Source organism: Mycobacterium basiliense, assembly GCF_900292015.1.
GTDB lineage: Bacteria > Actinomycetota > Actinomycetes > Mycobacteriales > Mycobacteriaceae > Mycobacterium > Mycobacterium basiliense.
In genome coordinates this window covers 1,977,171-1,995,624 of the sequence record NZ_LR130759.1, presented here as the reverse complement: position 1 = coordinate 1,995,624, position 18,454 = coordinate 1,977,171, and the positions used below count along the sequence as shown (strand labels likewise).

Annotated in this window: 15 protein-coding genes and 2 pseudogenes; 3 read left to right on the top strand and 14 right to left on the bottom strand. The window is 64.8% G+C overall.

Annotated elements, in window-relative coordinates; all coding sequences use genetic code 11:
* Window positions 1–12: 12 nt before the first annotated feature.
* From MB901379_RS08480 to dapB, 4 genes are all read right to left on the bottom strand, one after another.
* Window positions 13–1,164 carry a PPE family protein gene (locus MB901379_RS08480; protein ID WP_158016214.1) on the bottom strand — a complete coding sequence of 384 codons (1,152 nt, stop codon included), beginning with the start codon at window positions 1,162–1,164 and terminating at the stop codon, window positions 13–15.
* A gap of 167 nt (window positions 1,165–1,331) precedes the next feature.
* Window positions 1,332–1,784 (bottom strand): flavodoxin family protein, encoded by a 453-nt coding sequence (locus tag MB901379_RS08475; RefSeq protein WP_158016213.1) that lies wholly within the window; start codon window positions 1,782–1,784, stop codon window positions 1,332–1,334.
* A gap of 55 nt (window positions 1,785–1,839) precedes the next feature.
* Window positions 1,840–2,304 carry a hypothetical protein gene (locus tag MB901379_RS08470; protein WP_158016212.1) on the bottom strand — a complete coding sequence of 155 codons (465 nt, stop codon included), beginning with the start codon at window positions 2,302–2,304 and terminating at the stop codon, window positions 1,840–1,842.
* Entirely contained in the window at window positions 2,301–3,038 is a 738-nt protein-coding gene (gene dapB, locus MB901379_RS08465) for a 4-hydroxy-tetrahydrodipicolinate reductase (RefSeq protein WP_158016211.1), read from the bottom strand. Before dapB ends, MB901379_RS08470 begins: the two co-directional genes overlap by 4 nt.
* A 103-nt stretch (window positions 3,039–3,141) precedes the next feature.
* Here dapB and MB901379_RS08460 point away from each other — a divergent pair, with 103 nt between their 5' ends.
* Window positions 3,142–4,488, top strand: coding sequence for an HNH endonuclease signature motif containing protein (locus MB901379_RS08460; RefSeq protein WP_158016210.1), 1,347 nt, complete (start codon window positions 3,142–3,144; stop codon window positions 4,486–4,488).
* Here the strand turns inward: MB901379_RS08460 and MB901379_RS08455 are convergent.
* Together MB901379_RS08455 and MB901379_RS08450 are read right to left on the bottom strand one after the other, a co-directional pair.
* Complete coding sequence (locus MB901379_RS08455) at window positions 4,485–5,573, bottom strand: NAD(P)H-dependent amine dehydrogenase family protein (protein ID WP_158016209.1); 1,089 nt, start codon at window positions 5,571–5,573, stop codon at window positions 4,485–4,487. The genes MB901379_RS08460 and MB901379_RS08455 overlap by 4 nt on opposite strands.
* A 5-nt stretch (window positions 5,574–5,578) precedes the next feature.
* Window positions 5,579–6,604: a Rieske 2Fe-2S domain-containing protein gene (locus tag MB901379_RS08450; protein WP_158016208.1), complete on the bottom strand. Its 1,026-nt coding sequence runs from the start codon at window positions 6,602–6,604 to the stop codon at window positions 5,579–5,581.
* 113 nt (window positions 6,605–6,717) lie between these two features.
* On the opposite strand from MB901379_RS08450, the pseudogene MB901379_RS08445 reads away from it, so the two are divergent.
* Window positions 6,718–7,371, top strand: a pseudogene (locus MB901379_RS08445) (TetR/AcrR family transcriptional regulator).
* On the opposite strand, the gene MB901379_RS08440 reads toward MB901379_RS08445, so the two are convergent.
* The 5 genes and pseudogenes from MB901379_RS08440 to aldR all read right to left on the bottom strand — a co-directional run bounded on the left by MB901379_RS08440 (window position 7,358) and on the right by aldR (window position 12,280).
* Window positions 7,358–8,440: a PDR/VanB family oxidoreductase gene (locus MB901379_RS08440; protein WP_158016207.1), complete on the bottom strand. Its 1,083-nt coding sequence runs from the start codon at window positions 8,438–8,440 to the stop codon at window positions 7,358–7,360. The pseudogene MB901379_RS08445 and the gene MB901379_RS08440 sit on opposite strands and share 14 nt — an antisense overlap.
* 12 nt (window positions 8,441–8,452) lie before the next feature.
* Window positions 8,453–10,231 carry an SDR family oxidoreductase gene (locus MB901379_RS08435; RefSeq protein WP_158016206.1) on the bottom strand — a complete coding sequence of 593 codons (1,779 nt, stop codon included), beginning with the start codon at window positions 10,229–10,231 and terminating at the stop codon, window positions 8,453–8,455.
* 3 nt (window positions 10,232–10,234) lie between these two features.
* Window positions 10,235–11,168 (bottom strand): annotated as a pseudogene (locus MB901379_RS08430) (metal-dependent hydrolase).
* A 95-nt stretch (window positions 11,169–11,263) separates the two neighbouring features.
* Window positions 11,264–11,725, bottom strand: coding sequence for an SRPBCC family protein (locus tag MB901379_RS08425; RefSeq protein WP_158016204.1), 462 nt, complete (start codon window positions 11,723–11,725; stop codon window positions 11,264–11,266).
* Between the two features lie 39 nt (window positions 11,726–11,764).
* Window positions 11,765–12,280 (bottom strand): HTH-type transcriptional regulator AldR, encoded by a 516-nt coding sequence (gene aldR, locus MB901379_RS08420; protein WP_158016203.1) that lies wholly within the window; start codon window positions 12,278–12,280, stop codon window positions 11,765–11,767.
* 142 nt (window positions 12,281–12,422) lie between these two features.
* Between aldR and ald the strand changes: the two genes are divergently transcribed.
* A complete protein-coding gene (gene ald / locus MB901379_RS08415) occupies window positions 12,423–13,538 on the top strand; it encodes an alanine dehydrogenase (RefSeq protein ID WP_158016202.1) in 1,116 nt (371 codons plus the stop codon).
* Window positions 13,539–13,562: 24 nt separating this feature from the next.
* Here ald and MB901379_RS08410 read toward each other — a convergent pair whose 3' ends face one another.
* From MB901379_RS08410 to MB901379_RS08400, 3 genes are read right to left on the bottom strand one after another with little or no spacing between them, the layout of a single operon-like run.
* Window positions 13,563–14,597, bottom strand: coding sequence for a nitronate monooxygenase (locus MB901379_RS08410; protein WP_158016201.1), 1,035 nt, complete (start codon window positions 14,595–14,597; stop codon window positions 13,563–13,565).
* A gap of 4 nt (window positions 14,598–14,601) precedes the next feature.
* Complete coding sequence (locus MB901379_RS08405) at window positions 14,602–15,918, bottom strand: M16 family metallopeptidase (RefSeq protein WP_158016200.1); 1,317 nt, start codon at window positions 15,916–15,918, stop codon at window positions 14,602–14,604.
* Complete coding sequence (locus tag MB901379_RS08400) at window positions 15,896–18,166, bottom strand: polyribonucleotide nucleotidyltransferase (RefSeq protein ID WP_158016199.1); 2,271 nt, start codon at window positions 18,164–18,166, stop codon at window positions 15,896–15,898. The genes MB901379_RS08405 and MB901379_RS08400 overlap by 23 nt, the downstream gene beginning before the upstream one ends.
* Between the last annotated feature and the right edge of the window lie 288 nt (window positions 18,167–18,454).

Genomic DNA, 18,454 nt, shown 5'->3' with positions numbered 1-18,454 from the left:
AGCCCCTAGCAGTCAGACGAGGTTTTGCTTGGGCATAACGACCGGCTTGACGCCGTAGCGCGGTCCGGCACCAACACGGGCCCCGTTGGCGGCCACGACCATTCCCGCTCCCGAACGCGTCACGCCGACGAGTCCGTCCTCCTCGGGAACCGACCAGTCGGTACCGTCCAACTCCGTGCCGCAAATCACGGCCGGGTCTGCGCTAGACCAGGTTGCCGGCACCGAGAGGCGACCGACCGAGGCTGCCGCGCCCACATTGGCCACCGGGGGTGTCGCCCCGGTGCCCGCTGACGTCGACGTGCGGGTGAAGGCGGCGGCCGCGGTACCCGGGCCGGCGGTACCCGCGGTGACGACGCCGGATTGCGGGGCCAATGCATTGGCGACGGCGGCCCCGGAATAGTCGGCAATGGCACCCAATCCGTGGAACACCGATTCGACGAAGAGTGGAAGATCGAGATAAACGAAGTACTCAATGACTTCGCCCAGCTCCGCCACCAGGGCCACGGCCGTGGCGGGGGACGCGAGACTCATGACGGCATTGGGGACGCTGCTGATCAGGTTGCTCATGCCCACGTCTTGTGCAGAACTGGATGTTGCGGCCTGACCAACAGCGGCGGCCTGGTTGGCAATTCCGGCCGGGTTGGTGGCGGGCGACGGCCTGGCCAGCGGGTCCAGCCTCATCGAGACCGCGGAGGAGGCCGCATACGTGTACATCGCCGTCGCGTCTTGGGCCCACATCTCGCCGTAGCGCGCCTCGGTAGCCGCGATGCGCGCCCCGTTCTGCCCCAGCACGTTGGTCGCGATGAGTTCGGCCAACCGGACCCTGTTGGCTACGACCTCGCTCGGGGGCACGGTCATCGCAAATGCTGCCTCGTAGGCGGCCACCGACGCCATGGCCTGTGTCGCCGCGAGCGCCGAGCATTCGGCGGCGTGGGTCAACCAGGCCAGGAGTGGCTGCGCCGCCGCGACCATCGACAGCGAGGCAGGACCGATCCACGGGTCGGAGCTCAGCCGCGTGGTGACCGACTCGAAGGAAGCCGCAGTGGCGTTTAGTTCGACGGCTGTGCCGTTCCAGGCCGCCGCGGCCTGCAGGAGCGGCGACGAGCCCGCTCCGCCGTACATGCGCGCGGAGTTGATCTCAGGAGGCAGCGCTCCAAAATCCACCCCAAAATCCACCTATGGCATTCCGTTTCTGGTCGAGCGGCGGGTGCTCCAACTGAGGTGTCCATTATTCCATTAGGGTCCCGGCCAGCGCTCGGCTCACGGACGCTGGCGTGCCGCGGCACGGATCCATGCCTGGCGCGCACCGCAACCGAAGCGGGCGGGACCGCTCACTGCATCAGCTGAGCCGCAACGGTTGCACCGAGGTTCCAGCACGCCTCGACGTCGGGCTTTGCCGGCTTGCCCAGCACCACCACGGTCTGGGCGGCCTGCACCCAGCCCAGTCCGGTAGTGATGGCATCGATGGCCCGTTCGGCCCCCTCGGTGCCCTCGTTGCCATGCAGGTAGGCCCCAAATGGTCGCCCACGGGTGGAGTCGAGAATCTGGTAGTAGGCGCCGTCGAAGGCGTGTTTGAGCGCGCCCGAAATGTAGCCGAGGTTGGCCGGGCTGCCCAATAGGTAGCCATCGGCTTCCAGCATCTCGACTGGTGAGACCGTCAGCGCCGCGCGCCGCACGACCTCGACGCCTTCGATCTCCGGGTCGGTCGCACCGGCCACGACCGCCTCGAACATCTCCTGCATATGCGGGGACGCAGTGTGGTGGACGATTAGCAGCCGGGGCACCGGCAACCCTCCCTCGTCAACATGCCGTCGGCATCGAAAGTATCCGCGTGGCTGCTCAACGCCGCCCCTGCAGCTCGACGGCGGTCTTCATGGCCTCGCGGGCCCGGCGGCGATCCCCCGCGTAGTCGTAGGCGCGGGCCAGCCGATACCAGCGCCGCCAATCCTCGGGGTCGTCCGTCACCTCGGCGCGCACGGTGTCGAACAGTGCGTCGGCCGCGGTCCGCTCAACCCGGCCGGCAGCCCGTCGTGGCAGCGCACTGACATCAAGTTCCATTCCGTCGTCAGCGATCAACCGGGCCAATTTCTGGTGTGCAAACCCGGCCCGCAGAGTCGCCACCATCGCCCATAACCCGATGACGGGCATCAGCAACAGCGCCAGTCCCAGACCCACTGCCGCCGCTCGGCCCGAGCCGATCATCACCACCGCGAGCCGCCCGAGCATGACGAAATACGCCAGCAGCGCCACGCACATGAAGGCGATCAGCAACTGGATGCGCACGGCGCGCGCGAGGTCACTCATTGCAGGTTCAGCAGCGGCTCAATGCCAAGGGTCAGTCCGGCCCGTTCCCGGATCCGGCGAACCGCAAGGAGCACGCCGGGCACGAACGACGTTCGGTCCAGGCTGTCGTGGCGGATGGTCAGCGTCTCCCCTTCGGTGCCGAACAGCACCTCTTGGTGAGCAACCAAGCCGGCCAGGCGCACCGCGTGCACCGGGATGCCATCGACGTCGGCGCCGCGCGCGCCCGGTAGGCCGGTGCTAGTGGCATCGGGGATGGGCGGCAGGCCTTTTCGCGCCTCGGCGATCAGCTTGGCGGTACGGGTAGCCGTCCCCGACGGGGCGTCTGCTTTGTGCGGGTGATGCAGCTCGATGACCTCGGCCGAGTCGAAGAACGGGGCGGCTTGTTTGGCGAAGTGCATGGACAACACCGCCCCAATGGCGAAGTTCGGCGCGATCAACACGGCCGTGCTGGATTTCTTTGCCAGCCACGACTCCACCTGCCCGATCCGCTCGGCGGTAAAACCGGTGGTGCCGACCACGGCGTGAATTCCGTTGTCGATCAGGAACTCCAAGTTGCCCATCACCACATCGGGGTGAGTGAAGTCGATGACAACCTCGGTGTTTGCGTCGGTCAGCAGGCTCAACGAATCACCGGCGTCCACCTCGGCGGACAATGTCAAATCCTCGGCGGCGTCGACCGCCCGCACCATCGTCGCCCCGACCTTGCCCTTGGCTCCCAATACGCCTACTCGCATGGCCTTCACCCTAGACCCGGCACCATAATCCCCAGTCCGGCATTCATCCACAGCGGGCATCGACGTACTCCGCCGCAGGCCAGCGGACGCATAGTATTCGAACATGCATTCGATAGTCGCTCTGGTGGACGCGCTCGACGCAGCGGTGGCGGCGATCGGTGAAGCCAACCTCGACCATCTCGAGCCCGCCGTTCGGCTGCGCACGCTGGAAAGGCTGGAAACCGCGCAACGACGCCAGACCGTCGTTGGTCATGACGTGATCGCGAGCCTGGCCGCCGAAGAACCGGCCGACATCGGAGGCCCGGTCCATAAGGTGGTCGCCGACTGGCCACGCATCAGCTACGCCGAAGCCCGTCGGCGCATTCGGGATGCCCAACAACTGTCGCCCCGCGTGGCGCTCACCGGCCAGCAGCTACCACCGGAATTGCCGGCCACCGCGCAGGTGTGGCGACAAGGCCTGCTCGACAGCCAGCACGTGAAGGTGATCGCGGCCTTCACCCACGATCTTCCCCAGGACACACCGGCCGACACGGTGGACCGGGCCGAGAAGTTCCTGGCCCGTCAGGCTGTGCAGTTGCGGCCCGACCAACTCGAGAAGGTGGCCAACCGCGTCGCCCTGCTGATCAATCCCGACGGCAAGTTCTCCGATGCCGACCGGGCGCGCCAGCGCGGCTTCATCTGGCGCGCCCAACGCCCCGACGGCATGAGCATCGGCAATCTGATCGCCACCCCAGAGCTGCGCGCCCACCTCGATGCCTGGCTGGCCCGGTTCGCGGCGCCCGGCATGTGCCACCACGACAACGAAACACCGTGTGCGGAGGTCGAACCCACCGACGATGATGCCGCCAAGGACTTACGCAGTCCCGCGCAGCGCCAACACGACGCACTCAACGCCCTGGTCTACGGCCGCCTCGGCGATCCAAAACTTGGCACACACAACGGGTTGCCGGTGACCGTCATCGTATCGACGACGCTGCAGGAACTGACTTCCGCCACGGGACGCGCGGTCACAGGCGGCGGCACACTACTACCCATGCGCGATGTGATCCGGATGGCCAGCCGCGCCTACCACTACCTGGCGGTTTTCGACGAACATACTGATCGCCCACTATATCTCGGACGGTCCCGACGACTGGCGTCAGCGGATCAGCGACTAGTCCTATACGCGAAGGACCGCGGCTGCACGCACCCCGGCTGCGATGTGCCCGGCTACTGGTGCGAAGCACACCACACCGAGGACTGGTCCGCCGGCGGCTCAACCGACGCCGACCAACTCACCTTTGCCTGCGGATCAGACCACAAACTCGCCGGAAATGGCTGGAAAACAAAGAAACTCCCCAACGGCCGCACCGCATGGATTCCGCCTCCGCAGCTCGACCGCGGCGCACGCACCAACGACTACCACCATCCCGAACGCCTCTTCGGTGACGGGGGCCCTGACCGGGGCTAGCTCTTGAACCGCCCGGCAAACCCGCGTAAAGGGATATCGGCGCTGGTGATCAGGCCGGGTCGCGCCGCCACCACCGATTGGATCGAGCTGAGGGCGGGCATGCCGGTGACCGTCATGCCGATGGAGGCGAAGTTGTCTGGATTGGACAGGTCCACACCGGCTTTAGGGAAGATCATGTGCTTGTTGTATATGCACGGATCGCCCTTGATCTGGGTGATGTAGCAGCCCTTGATCTTCCAGTTCGGATCGGTGTGCGGAGTCATCTGCCACTCCAGGTGAGTCTCGACGCGAGGCACCCCGTCCACCAAGCCCTGATACTTGATGTAGTTGCCGCCCAACGAGCCTTTCGGCAGGATGTACCAGCCCAGATCGACATCCTTGGTGCAGGCGCCGAGTTCATAGGTGAATGTGACCTCGTCCAGTGGCAAATCGAAACAGTCCGCCATCATCAACACGCTATCGGCGAAGACGCGCGTGTACTTCTCCAGCTTGGCCGGAATTTCGGGGTCGTCGACCGGTTGGCCATAGCCGACCTCGATCCAGGTTTCCTTGGAGTGGTGACACGACACATCGACGGACTCGATGGTGGTGACGTTTTCGATCTCGGCGACGTCAGCCGTGCACACCACGCCCAAAATCTGGTTCACACCGGGGTTCATCCCGGTGCCGTAGAAGGTCGCACCACCCTTTTCGCAGGCCTCGGCCAAGAGTTGGGTCACCGATTTCCCCGACGGGTGGGGGTGGTTGTGGTCGCGGTGCCACCCGGTGATCCAGTCGGCGGTCGTGACAATATTGATGCCCGCCTCAAGCACCTTGACGTAGAGATCCTCGTCGGGGAACACACCATGGAAGGTCAGCACATCCGGCTTGGCCTCGATGATGGCCGCAATGCTGCCGGTGGCCGCGACACCGATGGGCCCGATGCCGGCCAATTCCCCGGCATCCTTGCCGACCTTGCCGGCCGAGTAGCAATGCACGCCAACCAACTCGAGGTCCGGCCGCGTTTGCAGCCGCTTGATCATCTCGCGGCCGACGTTTCCGGTGGCGACCTGGAACACGCGCAGCGGTCGGGCCGGTGCAGTCATTCGGGCTAACCTTTCTGCGCTGCAGCGTACGCCTCGGCAGCGCTGCCACCGATGCCGTCCGGATAGAACTGCTTGGCCCACTTGCGAATTGCGGTGAAGCCGGCATACTCGGCGGTGGCCAGGGCCGGCGGGTCAGAGTAGCGCTGGTGAGCCCAGATGTGGATGTCCTGCTCGAACTGTCGAATCACTTCACGGGCGAATTCCCGCGCTTTGAGCTCGGCACGGCCTCGATCCTTACTCGGGGTACGACCGATATACACCATGAACCGAACATCAGAGGTGGACTCGTCGACCGGGGTAATCGCGGAGATGGTGCGGTTGTCGACCATGCCCCAACTCTTGGTCACCGCAACTCCCAGCCCGCCGTTGATGGCTCGCACACCACTGTTGACGTCTTCGATTTTCTTGCCGTCGTCACCTTCGAAGGTGATGGTGAAGTCGACGAAGGACACGGGGCCGTTGAACTCGTGGCGAGTGAATACGGGCACGATCGGGGTGTCGTGCACGTATTTGAAATGCGCGAAATCGACCCCGTTTTCTAGGACGTACTGCGGATGCAGTTCCAGTCGCTGCCGATACAGCCGCTGCTGCGGATGGTAATCGGCGGCGCTGCTGCCGTCATCGAAGCCAGCGAACACGTCTGGCGCATCGAAGAACGGCTCACGCCGTTCGGCATCGTGCCAGACATAGACGGAGTCATTGCGTTCGACTACCGGATAGGTGGAAATGCGTCGCCCACGATTGGGCCGGTCTTGGTAGGGGATACAAACGTTGCGGCCCAAATGATTCCACTGCCAGCCGTGGAATGGGCACTGCAAGACCTCACCGACGACCTTGCCACCGTAACCGAGATGGGCGCCGAGGTGTTCGCAGTAGGCATTCATTACGGTGAGCCGGCCGGACTCGGCGCGCCAGGCGACCATCTCTTGGTCGAAATATTTCATCTCGTGGACGTCGCCGATGCCGATCTCGTCGCTCCAAGCGACCTGGAACCATCCGGTCGGCTTCATCGACAGCGGCGGTTTGGCCATCTGGGCTGTCCTCCTTGCCGGCTTGGTAGGAATGATAATCGGCACGCCGAAGAAATCACAGTCCCTTCTATGAAACTTCACCGCGGCTGGCGCACAACCGATACGATCGGCAGATGACACCGGCCGGAGTCGTGAGCAGAAGGCCAAACCGGCGTGGCTGCGCCACCCGAGAGATCATGCTCGAAGCGGCGCTCAAGTCGCTGCTTCCGGCGGTCACGGCTCGGTATCGGCGAATCGTATCGCCAACGAGATCGGCGCCACCTGGGGCGCGGTGCAGTACCAGTTTGGCGATGCAGACGGTTTCTGGGCCGCCGTGCTGCACCGCACCGCCGAGCGGCGCGAGGCGAGTCTGTCGGCACTTTCACAACCGGTCACATCCGATCAGCCACTGCGGGAGCGGGTTACCGGCGATCATCGAAACCCTGGACCGAGGTTTAGGCTCTGCAGATTCGCGCGCGATCGAAACTCTGCGCGCCGCGCTGCCCCGAGATCCCCTTGAGCTGGAACGCCGCTATCCGCGTACCGCCGCCGAGTTGTTCGCCTGGGGAAAAAGCTGGTTGGACACCTGCCAGCAAGCCTTCGCCGATTTGAACGTCGACCCCAACAGGGTGCACACGGTCGCTACCCTGGTGCCCGGCGCGATGCGTGGCCTGGCATCGGAACGGCAGTTGGGCTCCTACGCCGGCCTCGATCTGGCGCGGCGAGGTTTAACCAATGCATTGGTCGCCTATCTGCAACGAGAGCACCAAAACATCAAGCGTCGATGACCACCCGGTTGCTCTTCGCCCGGGACACACACACCAGCATTTCGTCGTCGCCTTCCGACGTGCGACCGCGGCGATCCACCTGCCCGGCAAGCACTTTAACTTTGCACGTGCCACAAAATCCCTGCTGGCACGAATAAGCCGTCGTCGGGTCGTGGTCGCGCATGACGTCGAGCGCGGTCCGGTTGGCCGGAATACCCAGCACCCGACCCGAGCGCGCGAGTTCCAGCTCGAATGGCTGTCCGTCCACCACCGGAGGCGGGCTGAACCGTTCGTAATGCATTGGGGCGCCCGGGTGTTCATCTCGGGCCGCGCGTATCGCCGCCAACATGGGGACGGGTCCACAGACATAAACAGCGGTTTTCGGTCCGGCCCGCACCAGCAGGTCCTCGACGGTGGCGAAACGGCCATGTTCATCGTCGGCCCACACCGTCACCCGGTCCGGGGCGATGTCCACCAGTTCGTCGACAAACGGCATATACTCCCGACTGCGGCCGGCATATATTGCATGCCAATCGATTCCGCGCTGTTGGGCCACCTGAATCATGGGAAGGATCGGAGTCACCCCGATGCCGCCGATCACGAACAGCGTGTCCCGCTCGGACGCTCCGACGTAGAACGCATTTCGCGGGCCTTCGAAAACAAGTATGTCGCCGGTGCCGTAGGAATCATGCATCTCAATAGAGCCACCGCCTCCGTCGGCGATGCGCCGGATGGCAATTCGGTATGTCGTGCGCCGGCCGGGCGGGCCGCACAGGGAGTATTGCCGGCGCCGGCCGGAGGGCAGTTGGACGTCGATATGCCCACCAGGTGACCACGATGGCAGCAACCCACCATCCGGGTCGGCCAAAGTCAAGGCGACCACGTCGGGCGCAACAAGTTTGCGCTCGATCACCCTGGCCTGATGTGTCCGTCGCACCGGCGTCACCCGCGATGGATCCCACCGCGAGGCCCAGGCAAACCCGCCGAACAAGGTGCGCACGCCCCACAGGGCGGTAGCAAAGCGATCGCGGTGGCTGCGGCCGTATAGATCGGCGGGTCTACTGCGCCAGCTGCTTCCCGTGCCCGCCATTATCCGCAACGCCTAGGTCTGTCGAAGGTCCAAGCGGGCAAACAACCGGATCATCGAGGGGCTGACGCGGCGCATCACGTAGCCCACTTTGGACTCCGCGGCAATGGGCAACACCGCCGGCCCCTTGCGAACGGCCTTCACGATCGCCCTGGCGGTGGCCTCCGGCGTAAAGTTACGGCGCCGGTAGGCGGCATCTGCCCGCTGCCGGGCGCGCTCCTGCTGCTGCACCGACATGCCAGCGTAGACGGTACTTTTCGCGATGTTGGTGTTGACGAACCCGGGGCATACGGCCGTAACGGTGATGCCTTCATCGGCAAGATCGGCGCGCAACGCTTCGCTGAATCCCAATACCGCGGCTTTCGTCGTGCTGTAGGCGACCATGGATTTCGACGGCAGGAATGCGGCGGCCGACGCGACGTTGATGATCGTTCCGCCCGCACCGCGCTCGACCATCTGGGCGCCAAACACCCTGCTACCGCTGAGAACACCGCGGACATTGATCCCGATGATGTCGTCCCAATGCTCGGGGGTGGTTTCCAAAAACCGCCCCGCCATTCCGATTCCGGCGTTGTTCACCAGGATATCGACGACTCCGTGTTCGTCGCGAACCCGCTCGGCAAGGTCAGTCATGGCCGTTTCGTCGCTAACGTCGACTTGATACACTGCGGCCTCGGCACCCGCCGCTCGAACCTGGGCTGCGCTGTCATTAGCCGCGGCGAGGTCTCGATCCACGATCACGACCGTGCGAGCGCCTTGGCGCGCCAGCTCTACCGCGGTGGCCCGGCCGATGCCGGCGCCGGCCCCGGTGACCAGCGCGAGTTTGCCGCACACCTGGCGTGGGCCGCTCAACACCGTCGTCGCCTTCGGCTCCAACGACTCACCGCCGGCGTGGCGACCTCGGTCAACACCGTCGACCCATTCGCCGGTCAGCCGCGCGATGACGTCCGGACGTGACGACACCACCCAGTGCCCGCCCTCGATCGGGACGACCCTGCCGCCTGCCGGAATCGTGCCGGTGAAGCGCTGCAGCGCGGGCGTCACGAACTGGTCTTTGCGTGGCACCAGCACCTGAGTCGGGACCGTCGTCTGTGGGAGCGGCGACCCCGGCGATAGGAATGGCCCAGGCATGTTGGCCCGGTAGAGGTTGAGCCCGTTCACGTAGTCACCGATCGAGCGTGGGGGCGTGCGCCGTTGGCTGCGCGCACTCGACTGGCCGATACGTTCAAGAACACCAACAACTTTCACGCCAATGCGGGAGTGGAAAAACAACTCCGGTACCGCCGGGCACAGGAAAAAGCCGATGTATCCCGAACTCACCAACTGCCTGGCAACGTGCGCCGCCGTCCGCGGGCTGTGCCCCGATCGCAGGAATGCGCCCGCATACTGCAGGTGCGGGCCCGAGATCGAAGTAAATGAGCCGATCTTGCCCATTACCGCGTCGTCGGTAACCGCCGCCCACCCCTGGATGGAACCCCAGTCGTGGGCCAGCAGGTGCACCCGGGCGACTCCCAGGCTATCGACCACCGCGCCGGTGTCACGGACCAACTGTCCTAGCTCGTACCCGACACGGCTTGCCGGGCAGGATGATCCACCGGCGCCCCGCACGTCGTAGGCAGCCACGTTGTAGCGGTCGCCTAGCTGTTCGGCAACCCCATCCCACAGGTGGTGGTTGTCCGGCCACCCATGAATGGCCAGGATCGTGGACCGTTGCGGGTCTATCTCGGTGTAGCGATGGACCGCCAGGGTGACACCGTCGGACGCGGTAACGCCAGCTGTGGAAGCGATGGCCATAGCTCAGTGAGATGCTCGGGCAGCAGGTGAGACCGCCAAGTAGTCGACGGCCCGCTCGAGTCCGCCCAGCTGAGACGGGTGGAAGCCGGGTTTGTAATAGTCACCGACGACCCGGATCAGGCGCCACGGGCCTGGCGTCAAACCCCGGCGCGCCGCCGTGACGTAGTCCCGCCATCGCGGCTTGGTTCCCGGCGGCAGGTGTGGATCCACCGCGTACATGAACCGCACGCCGCGAATCCACAGCAGCAACATCACCGGGGTGACAGCCAACTGGGTACGTACCCGACGCCAGTAGCCAGCGCGGAGATGCTTCATGGTGTCGAACGCGACCGCTTTGTGCTCCACCTCTTCGGCACCATGCCAGCGGAGCATGTCCAGCATCACCGGATCGGTGCCAACAACCTCGAGCTGCGGGGAGTTCAGGATCCATTCGCCCAAAACCGCCGTGTAGTGCTCGATTGCCGAGATGAACGAAACCTGCTCGAGTAACCAGCTGTGCCGTCTCCGGGCACCTCGCCGGGGCCTTTCCGCCAGCAACTTCTCGAAAAGCCAGTTGATTTGGTCGGTATACGGGGTCACGTCGACGCCCTGGGCCTCGAAGTGGGCCAGCACCCCGGAGTGCGCTTGGGAATGCATCGCCTCCTGACCGATGAAGCCCTGCACATCCAGCCTTAGTTGATCGTCCCTGATCAGGGGCAGCGTTTTCTTGAACACCTTGACGAAAAACTCTTCGCCGGCGGGCAAAAGCAGGTGCAGCACATTGAGGACATGCGTGGCCAATGGCTCGTCGGGAACGTAGTGGAACGGCAGGTTGGTCCAGTCGAACTCGACATCTCGTGCTTCAAGGACAAGACGCTCGTGGTCGGCGGCACCCGATTCGCCGGAGTGCGGCCCCACCGCTCGGTCATCGACGGTGAACATTTGGCCCCCTTGCCATGGCGTTTACATTTACGCCGCAAATGTCTCCCCAGTGGACATCATGTGCTGGCAAGTATAGTGACACGCCTGCGTCAGGTGAAGAACAGCGTTTCGCTATCCCGCCTCGGCCCGCTGCTTCAGACGTTGCAGAGTGGTCTGGATATGCTCCGCATTGGCCGCGGCGCGATCCTTGACTCCGGTTGCCATCCTGGCGATCTTTCGAAACCATCCGGGCCGGCGATCCCAGGTGCTCTCGGTGACCCGGCAGCCGCCGTCGGTAGTGACGAGGTCGTATTGCCACCGCGAAACGGGAATCATGGCGCTTCGCACATCGAACGCGAAGATCCGGCCGGGCTCGGCGTCGGTCACGGTGCACGTCGTCTTCCAACGGCGACCGCCGTTCTTGTTGTGACCGACGAAAACCGCTCCGGCGTGGATTCCGTCGCCTTTGCGCAATTGCATCGCCACCGCCTCCTCCGCCAGCGAGGCCAACGTCGGCAGGTCGGTGATCAGTCCATACACCCGTTGCGGACTGGCGCCTATTTGGATGGTGGCGGCCACGGAAGGATCGGTCATGGGCCGATCATAACCAGCCGTTAGCCGGCCCAAGTCAGCCTAGAGTGGCGCCGCTCCGCGCAAGTGCTCGAAGATCAATGATGTCTGGGTGCCTGCGACGTTGATGTCCGCGTTGAGGTTGTCGACCACGAACTTGCGCAGGTCGTTGGTGTCCCGGGCGGCGACGTGCAGCAGGAAGTCGTCAGCCCCGGCGAGGAAATACACGTCCATCACCTGCCGCCGGCGGCGGATTTGTTGAATGAAGCTGCGGATCTTTCCGCGCGCGTTGGCCTGCAGGTTGACCGAGATCATCGCCTGCAGCGGCAACCCCACCGCAACCGGATCGATATCGGTATAGAACCCTCGGATCACGCCGACCTCCATCAATCGGCGAACCCGACCATGGCACGTCGACGGCGCTATCCCGACCGCATGGGCGAGCGCGTTGTTGGTGATCCTGGCGTCGCCGTGCAACAAGACCAGAATCTTGCGGTCTACCTCGTCGAGATCCGCTGGCCGAACATCCTTCGGCGAGGCCGCCGACGCGATAGCGGTTTCCGTTGACTCATCAGTCATGCACTAACTTTACAGAATTATCATCAAGATGATTGCGACATTCTCGAATGTTCTTCACACTTATGGGACCTGATCAAACGCAGGCCCCGAAATATCTGTCCGAACATCTGCAAAGCACCCCACAACCCGGCAGGAGGCAAAAATGCGAGTCGGCATTCCGACTGAGACCAAAGAAAATGAGTTCCGGGTTGCCATAACCCCGGCCGGCGTCGCCGCGTTGACCGGCCGCGGACACGAGGTGCTGATCCAGGCCGGCGCCGGGGAGGGCTCGGCAATATCCGACGCCGACTTCAAGATGGCCGGTGCCCGACTGGTCGACACCGCCGATCAAGTCTGGGCGGACGCGGACCTGCTACTGAAGGTCAAGGAACCGATCCCGTCGGAATACGGTCGCATGCGTAGCGGTCAGACCCTATTCACCTACCTGCATCTGGCAGCATCGCGGTCCTGCACCGACGCGCTGCTGAGCTCCGGCACCACCTCGATCGCCTACGAGACCGTTCAGACCGCCGACGGTGCGTTGCCATTGCTGGCCCCGATGAGCGAGGTCGCGGGACGGCTGTCCGCGCAGTCCGGCGCCTATCACCTGATGCGTGCCCACGGCGGGCGCGGTGTGTTGATGGGCGGCGTGCCCGGTGTCGAACCGGCCAATGTCGTCGTTGTGGGTGCCGGCACCGCCGGTTACAACGCCGCACGGGTCGCCAACGGCATGGGGGCGTCGGTCACCGTCATGGACGTCAACATCAACAAGCTCCGGCTGCTCGACGCGGAGTTCGGCGGCCGTGTCCGCACCCGCTACTCGTCCACATATGAGCTGGAAGATGCGGTCAAAGACGCCGACCTGGTAATCGGGGCCGTCTTGGTACCCGGCGCCAAGGCACCCAAGTTAATTTCGAATTCTCTTGTCGCGCAGATGAAATCCGGCGCAGTTCTGGTGGACATCTCAATTGACCAGGGCGGTTGCTTCGAAGACTCGCGGCCGACGACGCACGACCACCCGACGTTCGCCGTGCACGACACGGTGTTCTACTGCGTGGCAAACATGCCCGGCGCCGTACCCAAGACGTCGACCTACGCGTTGACCAACGCGACGATGCCTTATGTGCTCAAGCTTGCCGACCAGGGTTGGCAAGCCGCCTGCCGGTCCGATCTCGCGCTGGCCAAGGGTCTTTCCACGCACGCCGGCGCGCTGTTGGCCGAGCATGTGGCCGCCGACCTGGATTTGCCGTTCACCGAGCCGGCGAGCGTACTTGGCTGAGGGCAAAACCTTGAGTGCGTAAACCTAGAGTGATCGCACGTCCGGGGCCAGCGAGGCGACTATGTCGGCTGCTGGCCCCGGCTGTGCCTCCCGGTAGGCCGTTCCCGCCCACAGGTTTGTCCCATGCGGGTCGTCGGCTTCGACCGCCGCCGCCCGTATCGGCTTGGTCATCTGGTTGACCTCCGGGTATCCCAACGGCGCCACCTGGTCCAGGAGGCGGGTGAAGTTGTTGGCCAGCCCCCGCGCATACCGACCGGAAAACGCCCGGGTGACCAGGGTGGAGTCGAACTCCGGGTTTTTCAGGGCGACACGATGTACCGGGTTGGTGCCGGCTTCGTCGGCGAGCAGCAGCGCAGTACCCACCTGAGCGGCGACCGCTCCCTTGCGCAATACCGCCGCCACGTCCTCGGCCGTGCCCAAGCCGCCGGCCGCGATCAGTGGAACATCGTGCGCGTTGCCGATCCGATGCAGCAGCTGCTCCAGCGACTCCTCACCGGGTTCCATGTCCGGGGCAAACGTGCCGCGATGCCCACCAGCATTCGGGCCCTGGACGACCAGATTGTCCGCGCCGGCAGCAAGAGCCACGCCGGCTTCGTAGGCCGACGTCACCGTGACCGACACCAACAGCCCCAGTGCGCTCAGCCGGCGAACCACGTCCGGCGGCGGGGCGCCGAAGGTGAAGGACACCACTTCCGGGCGAACGTCGGCCAGCACTTCGAGCTTGCCTTCCCAATCGTCGTCGTCGCCATGGATGGGTTGGCCCACATCGACGCGGTAGTAATCGGCAACTTCTTCGAGTTCTTCTGCGTAATACTCCAGCTGGATCCAGTCGGCGACACTGGGCTGGGGCACAAAGAGATTGGCGCCGATTGGGCCGGTGGTGGCGGCGCGCGCCGCGGCGATATCGTCTGCGAACTGGTCGGCCGTGAGGTAGCCACCGGCCACAAAACCCAGCCCGCCCGCGTTGGACACCGCCGCGGCCAAGGCCGGGGTGCTCGGACCGCCAGCCATCGGCGCACCCACGATGGGTACCGCGATATCCCAGAAGCCCAACACCATTGGGCTAATTTACCATCGCTCGAAGTTGTTGCGGCAGCTGTCGTTTCGATCCGTAGGGGCCCAGAACGGCGGCGCCGTAGCGCTTCACCAATAGCCGACGGGCCACCAAGTTGACCTCCTCGACCGTGACCTGCTCGATTTGCCGCAGGGTCTCCTCGATGCTGCGGTGCCTGCCGTAATTCAATTCGCTGCGACCGATGCGGCTCATCCTCGAGCTCGAGTCTTCCAGCCCGAGGACCAGGCCGCCGCGCAACGACCCCTTGGCAATCCGGCATTCAGCCTCGGTGATGCCGTCGCGCGCCACCGATTCCAGCACGTCCCTGGTCACCCGCATGACATCGTTGAAACGCTCGGGGAGACAAGCCGCGTACACCGACAAGGCGCCGCTGTCGGCGAAGATGTCCAACGCGGAATAGACCGAGTAGGCCAGGCCGCGGGCCTCGCGGATCTCTTGAAACAGCCGCGAACTTAGTCCGCCGCCGAGCACGGTGTGCAGCACCGACAACGCCCAGCGATGCTCCCAGGCGCGCCCGGGTGTGCGGATCCCCAACGACACGTGGGTCTGTTCGGCGTCGCGACCGCCCAGCACCAACCGAGGGGTGCCATTGACCCGGCCCGTGCCTTTCCGCGGCGCCACGGGTCGGTGTCCGCGAACCAGACGCGCCCCGAAGTGCTCCCGTACCAAGGTGACCACCTCGTCGTGATCGACGTTGCCCGCCACCGCGACCACCATCCGCGGTGGTGTATAGCGCCGCACGTGAAACGAGTGCAGCTGAGATCGCGTCATCGCCGAGACGGATTGCGTGCTGCCGATCACCGGCCGGCCCACGGGATGGTCGCCGTACATCGCGGTGAGGAACATGTCCGCCAACGCATCCTCGGGATCGTCGTCACGCATGGCGATCTCCTCGAGGACGACGTCGCGCTCCAGCTCGACATCCTCGGCGGCACAGCGGCCGTTGAGCACTACATCGGCAACCAGGTCAACAGCCAGTTCCAGGTCGGTGTCGAGCACGTGCGCGTAATAGCAGGTGTGCTCCTTGGCCGTGAATGCGTTCAGCTCACCACCAACGGCGTCCACCGCCTGGGCGATATCCACCGCGGTACGGGTCGGGGTCGCCTTGAAGAGCAAGTGCTCAAGAAAATGCGCGGCGCCGGCCACCGTGGCACCCTCGTCGCGCGAGCCCACCCCGACCCATACCCCAACCGATGCGGACCGCACCGCGGGTAAGTATTCGGTTACGACGCGCAGACCGCCCGGCAGAGTGGTACGACGCAGTGCCGCGGCGGCCGCAGGGTCAGCTGCTTGCCGTCGCGGCATCGGCTGGCGCCGGGGAATCGGCAGGTGCGGCATCTTCCTCGGCAACCAAGACCAGCGAGATCTTGCCGCGTTTGTCGATGTCGGCGATCTCCACCCGCAGCTTGTCCCCGACGTTGACGACATCTTCGACCTTGGCGATGCGCTTGCCCTTGCCCAGCTTGGAGATGTGCACCAAACCGTCACGCCCGGGCAACAGCGATACGAACGCCCCGAAATCGGTCGTCTTGACCACCGTCCCCAGGAACCGCTCGCCCACCGTCGGCAACTGCGGGTTAGCAATGGCGTTGATCTTATCGATGGCGGCCTGCGCCGACGGCCCGTCGGTGGCGCCCACGAACACGGTGCCGTCATCCTCGATGGAAATCTGCGCGCCGGTCTCCTCGGTGATGGAGTTGATCACCTTGCCCTTCGGCCCGATGACCTCACCGATCTTGTCCACCGGGACCTTGATGGTGGTCACCCGTGGCGCGTACGGGCTCATCTCGTCGGGCGAGTCGATGGCCTCGGCCATGACCTCAAGAATCGTCAGGCGCGCATCCTTCGCCTGAGCCAGAGCGGCCGCCAGCACCTGGGAAGGAATCCCGTCGAGCTTGGTGTCCAGCTGCAGAGCGGTGACGAAGTCCTTGGTTCCGGCGCACTTGAAGTCCATGTCGCCGAACGCGTCCTCGGCGCCCAGGATGTCGGTCAGGGTGACGAAGCGACGCTCGGTGCTTCCCTCGGCCGCCCCTTCCACTTGGATATCGTCGGACACCAAGCCCATCGCGATGCCGGCCACCGGGGCCTTCAACGGCACACCGGCGTTGAGTAGCGCCAGCGTGGAGGCGCACACCGAGCCCATCGACGTCGAGCCGTTGGAGCCCAGCGCCTCAGACACCTGACGGATGGCGTACGGGAATTCCTCGACGCTGGGCAGCACCGGGATCAGGGCCCGCTCGGCCAGTGCGCCGTGTCCAATTTCGCGGCGCTTGGGCGAGCCGACTCGACCGGTCTCGCCGGTAGAGAACGGCGGGAAGTTGTAGTGATGCATGTACCGCTTGGTGGTCTCCGGCCCGAGCGAGTCGATCTGCTGGGCCATCTTGACCATGTCAAGCGTGGTCACGCCCAAAATCTGGGTTTCGCCGCGCTCGAACAGCGCGCTACCGTGAGCCCGCGGAACCACGGCGACCTCGGCGGAAAGTGCCCGGATATCGGTAATGCCACGGCCATCGATACGGAAATGGTCGGTGAGGATGCGCTGCCGAACCAGTTTCTTGGTCAGCGCGCGGAACGCAGCGCCGACTTCCTTTTCCCGGCCTTCGTGGGTGTCGGCGAGCCGCTCGAGCACCTGCGTCTTGATCTCATCGGTGCGCTGATCGCGCTCGGCCTTGTTTCCGATCGTCAGCGCGGCCGCCAATTCGTCGGTGGCCACCGAGGACACCGAATAGAAAACGTCGTCGCCGTAGTCGGGAAACACCGGGAACTCCGCCGGCGGCTTTCCTGACTTCCCGGCAGCGTCGACGAGCTCCTGCTGCGCGGTGCAGAGCGCGGCGATGAACGGCTTGGCCGCCTCCAGACCCTCGGCCACCACGGTTTCCGTCGGCGCCTGGGCGCCGCCCCCGACGAGCTCGATGACCTTGTCGGTCGCTTCGGCCTCGACCATCATGATCGCCACGTCATCGCCGACAATGCGTCCGGCCACGACCATGTCGAACACGGCGCGCTCGATCTGCTCGACGGTGGGGAAAGCCACCCAGGTGCCGTCGATGAGCGCCACCCGTACGCCCCCGATGGGGCCGGAGAACGGCAGACCACCCAGCTGGGTGGAGGCCGACGCGGCGTTGATCGCCAGGACGTCGTATAGATCGTTCGGGTCCAGACTCAGGATCGTCACCACGACCTGGATCTCGTTGCGCAGGCCGTCAACAAACGACGGGCGCAGGGGCCGGTCGATGAGGCGGCAGGTCAGGATGGCGTCGGTGGAAGGTCGGCCCTCACGCCGGAAGAACGACCCGGGGATGCGACCGGCGGCATACATCCGCTCCTCGACATCAACCGTCAGCGGAAAGAAGTCGAAATGTTCCTTGGGGTTCTTGCTGGCGGTGGTCGCCGACAGCAACATGTTGTCCTCGTCGAGGTATGCGACCACGGCCCCGGCGGCCTGCAAAGCCAACCGGCCGGTCTCGAATCGGACGGTGCGGGTGCCGAAGCTCCCGTTGTCGATGGTGGCGGTGGACTCGAATACACCTTGTTCAATTTCAGCTACAGACATGGGTGTCCGTGCGGCCCTCTCTGGGTTATTCAGCTGTTTCGCGTCGTCACGCACAACCCAGGGCAGACACAGGGCCGGACCGGCCTGCGAGCCGCCCGCGGAGCCTCCCCTAAAGCACGAGCCTGGATGCGGCTACGGCCATCGATCGAAGCGGCCGGACCTGCCCCAGATGCGGGGTGCCCGGCAGCCACTACCGAAGACCGCCCGATACAGGCTGGGCTGCTCCCTTGGACATACCTAGTGACTCGCTGGAACGGCACACGCGGATCTGCGTGAACCGCACCACTT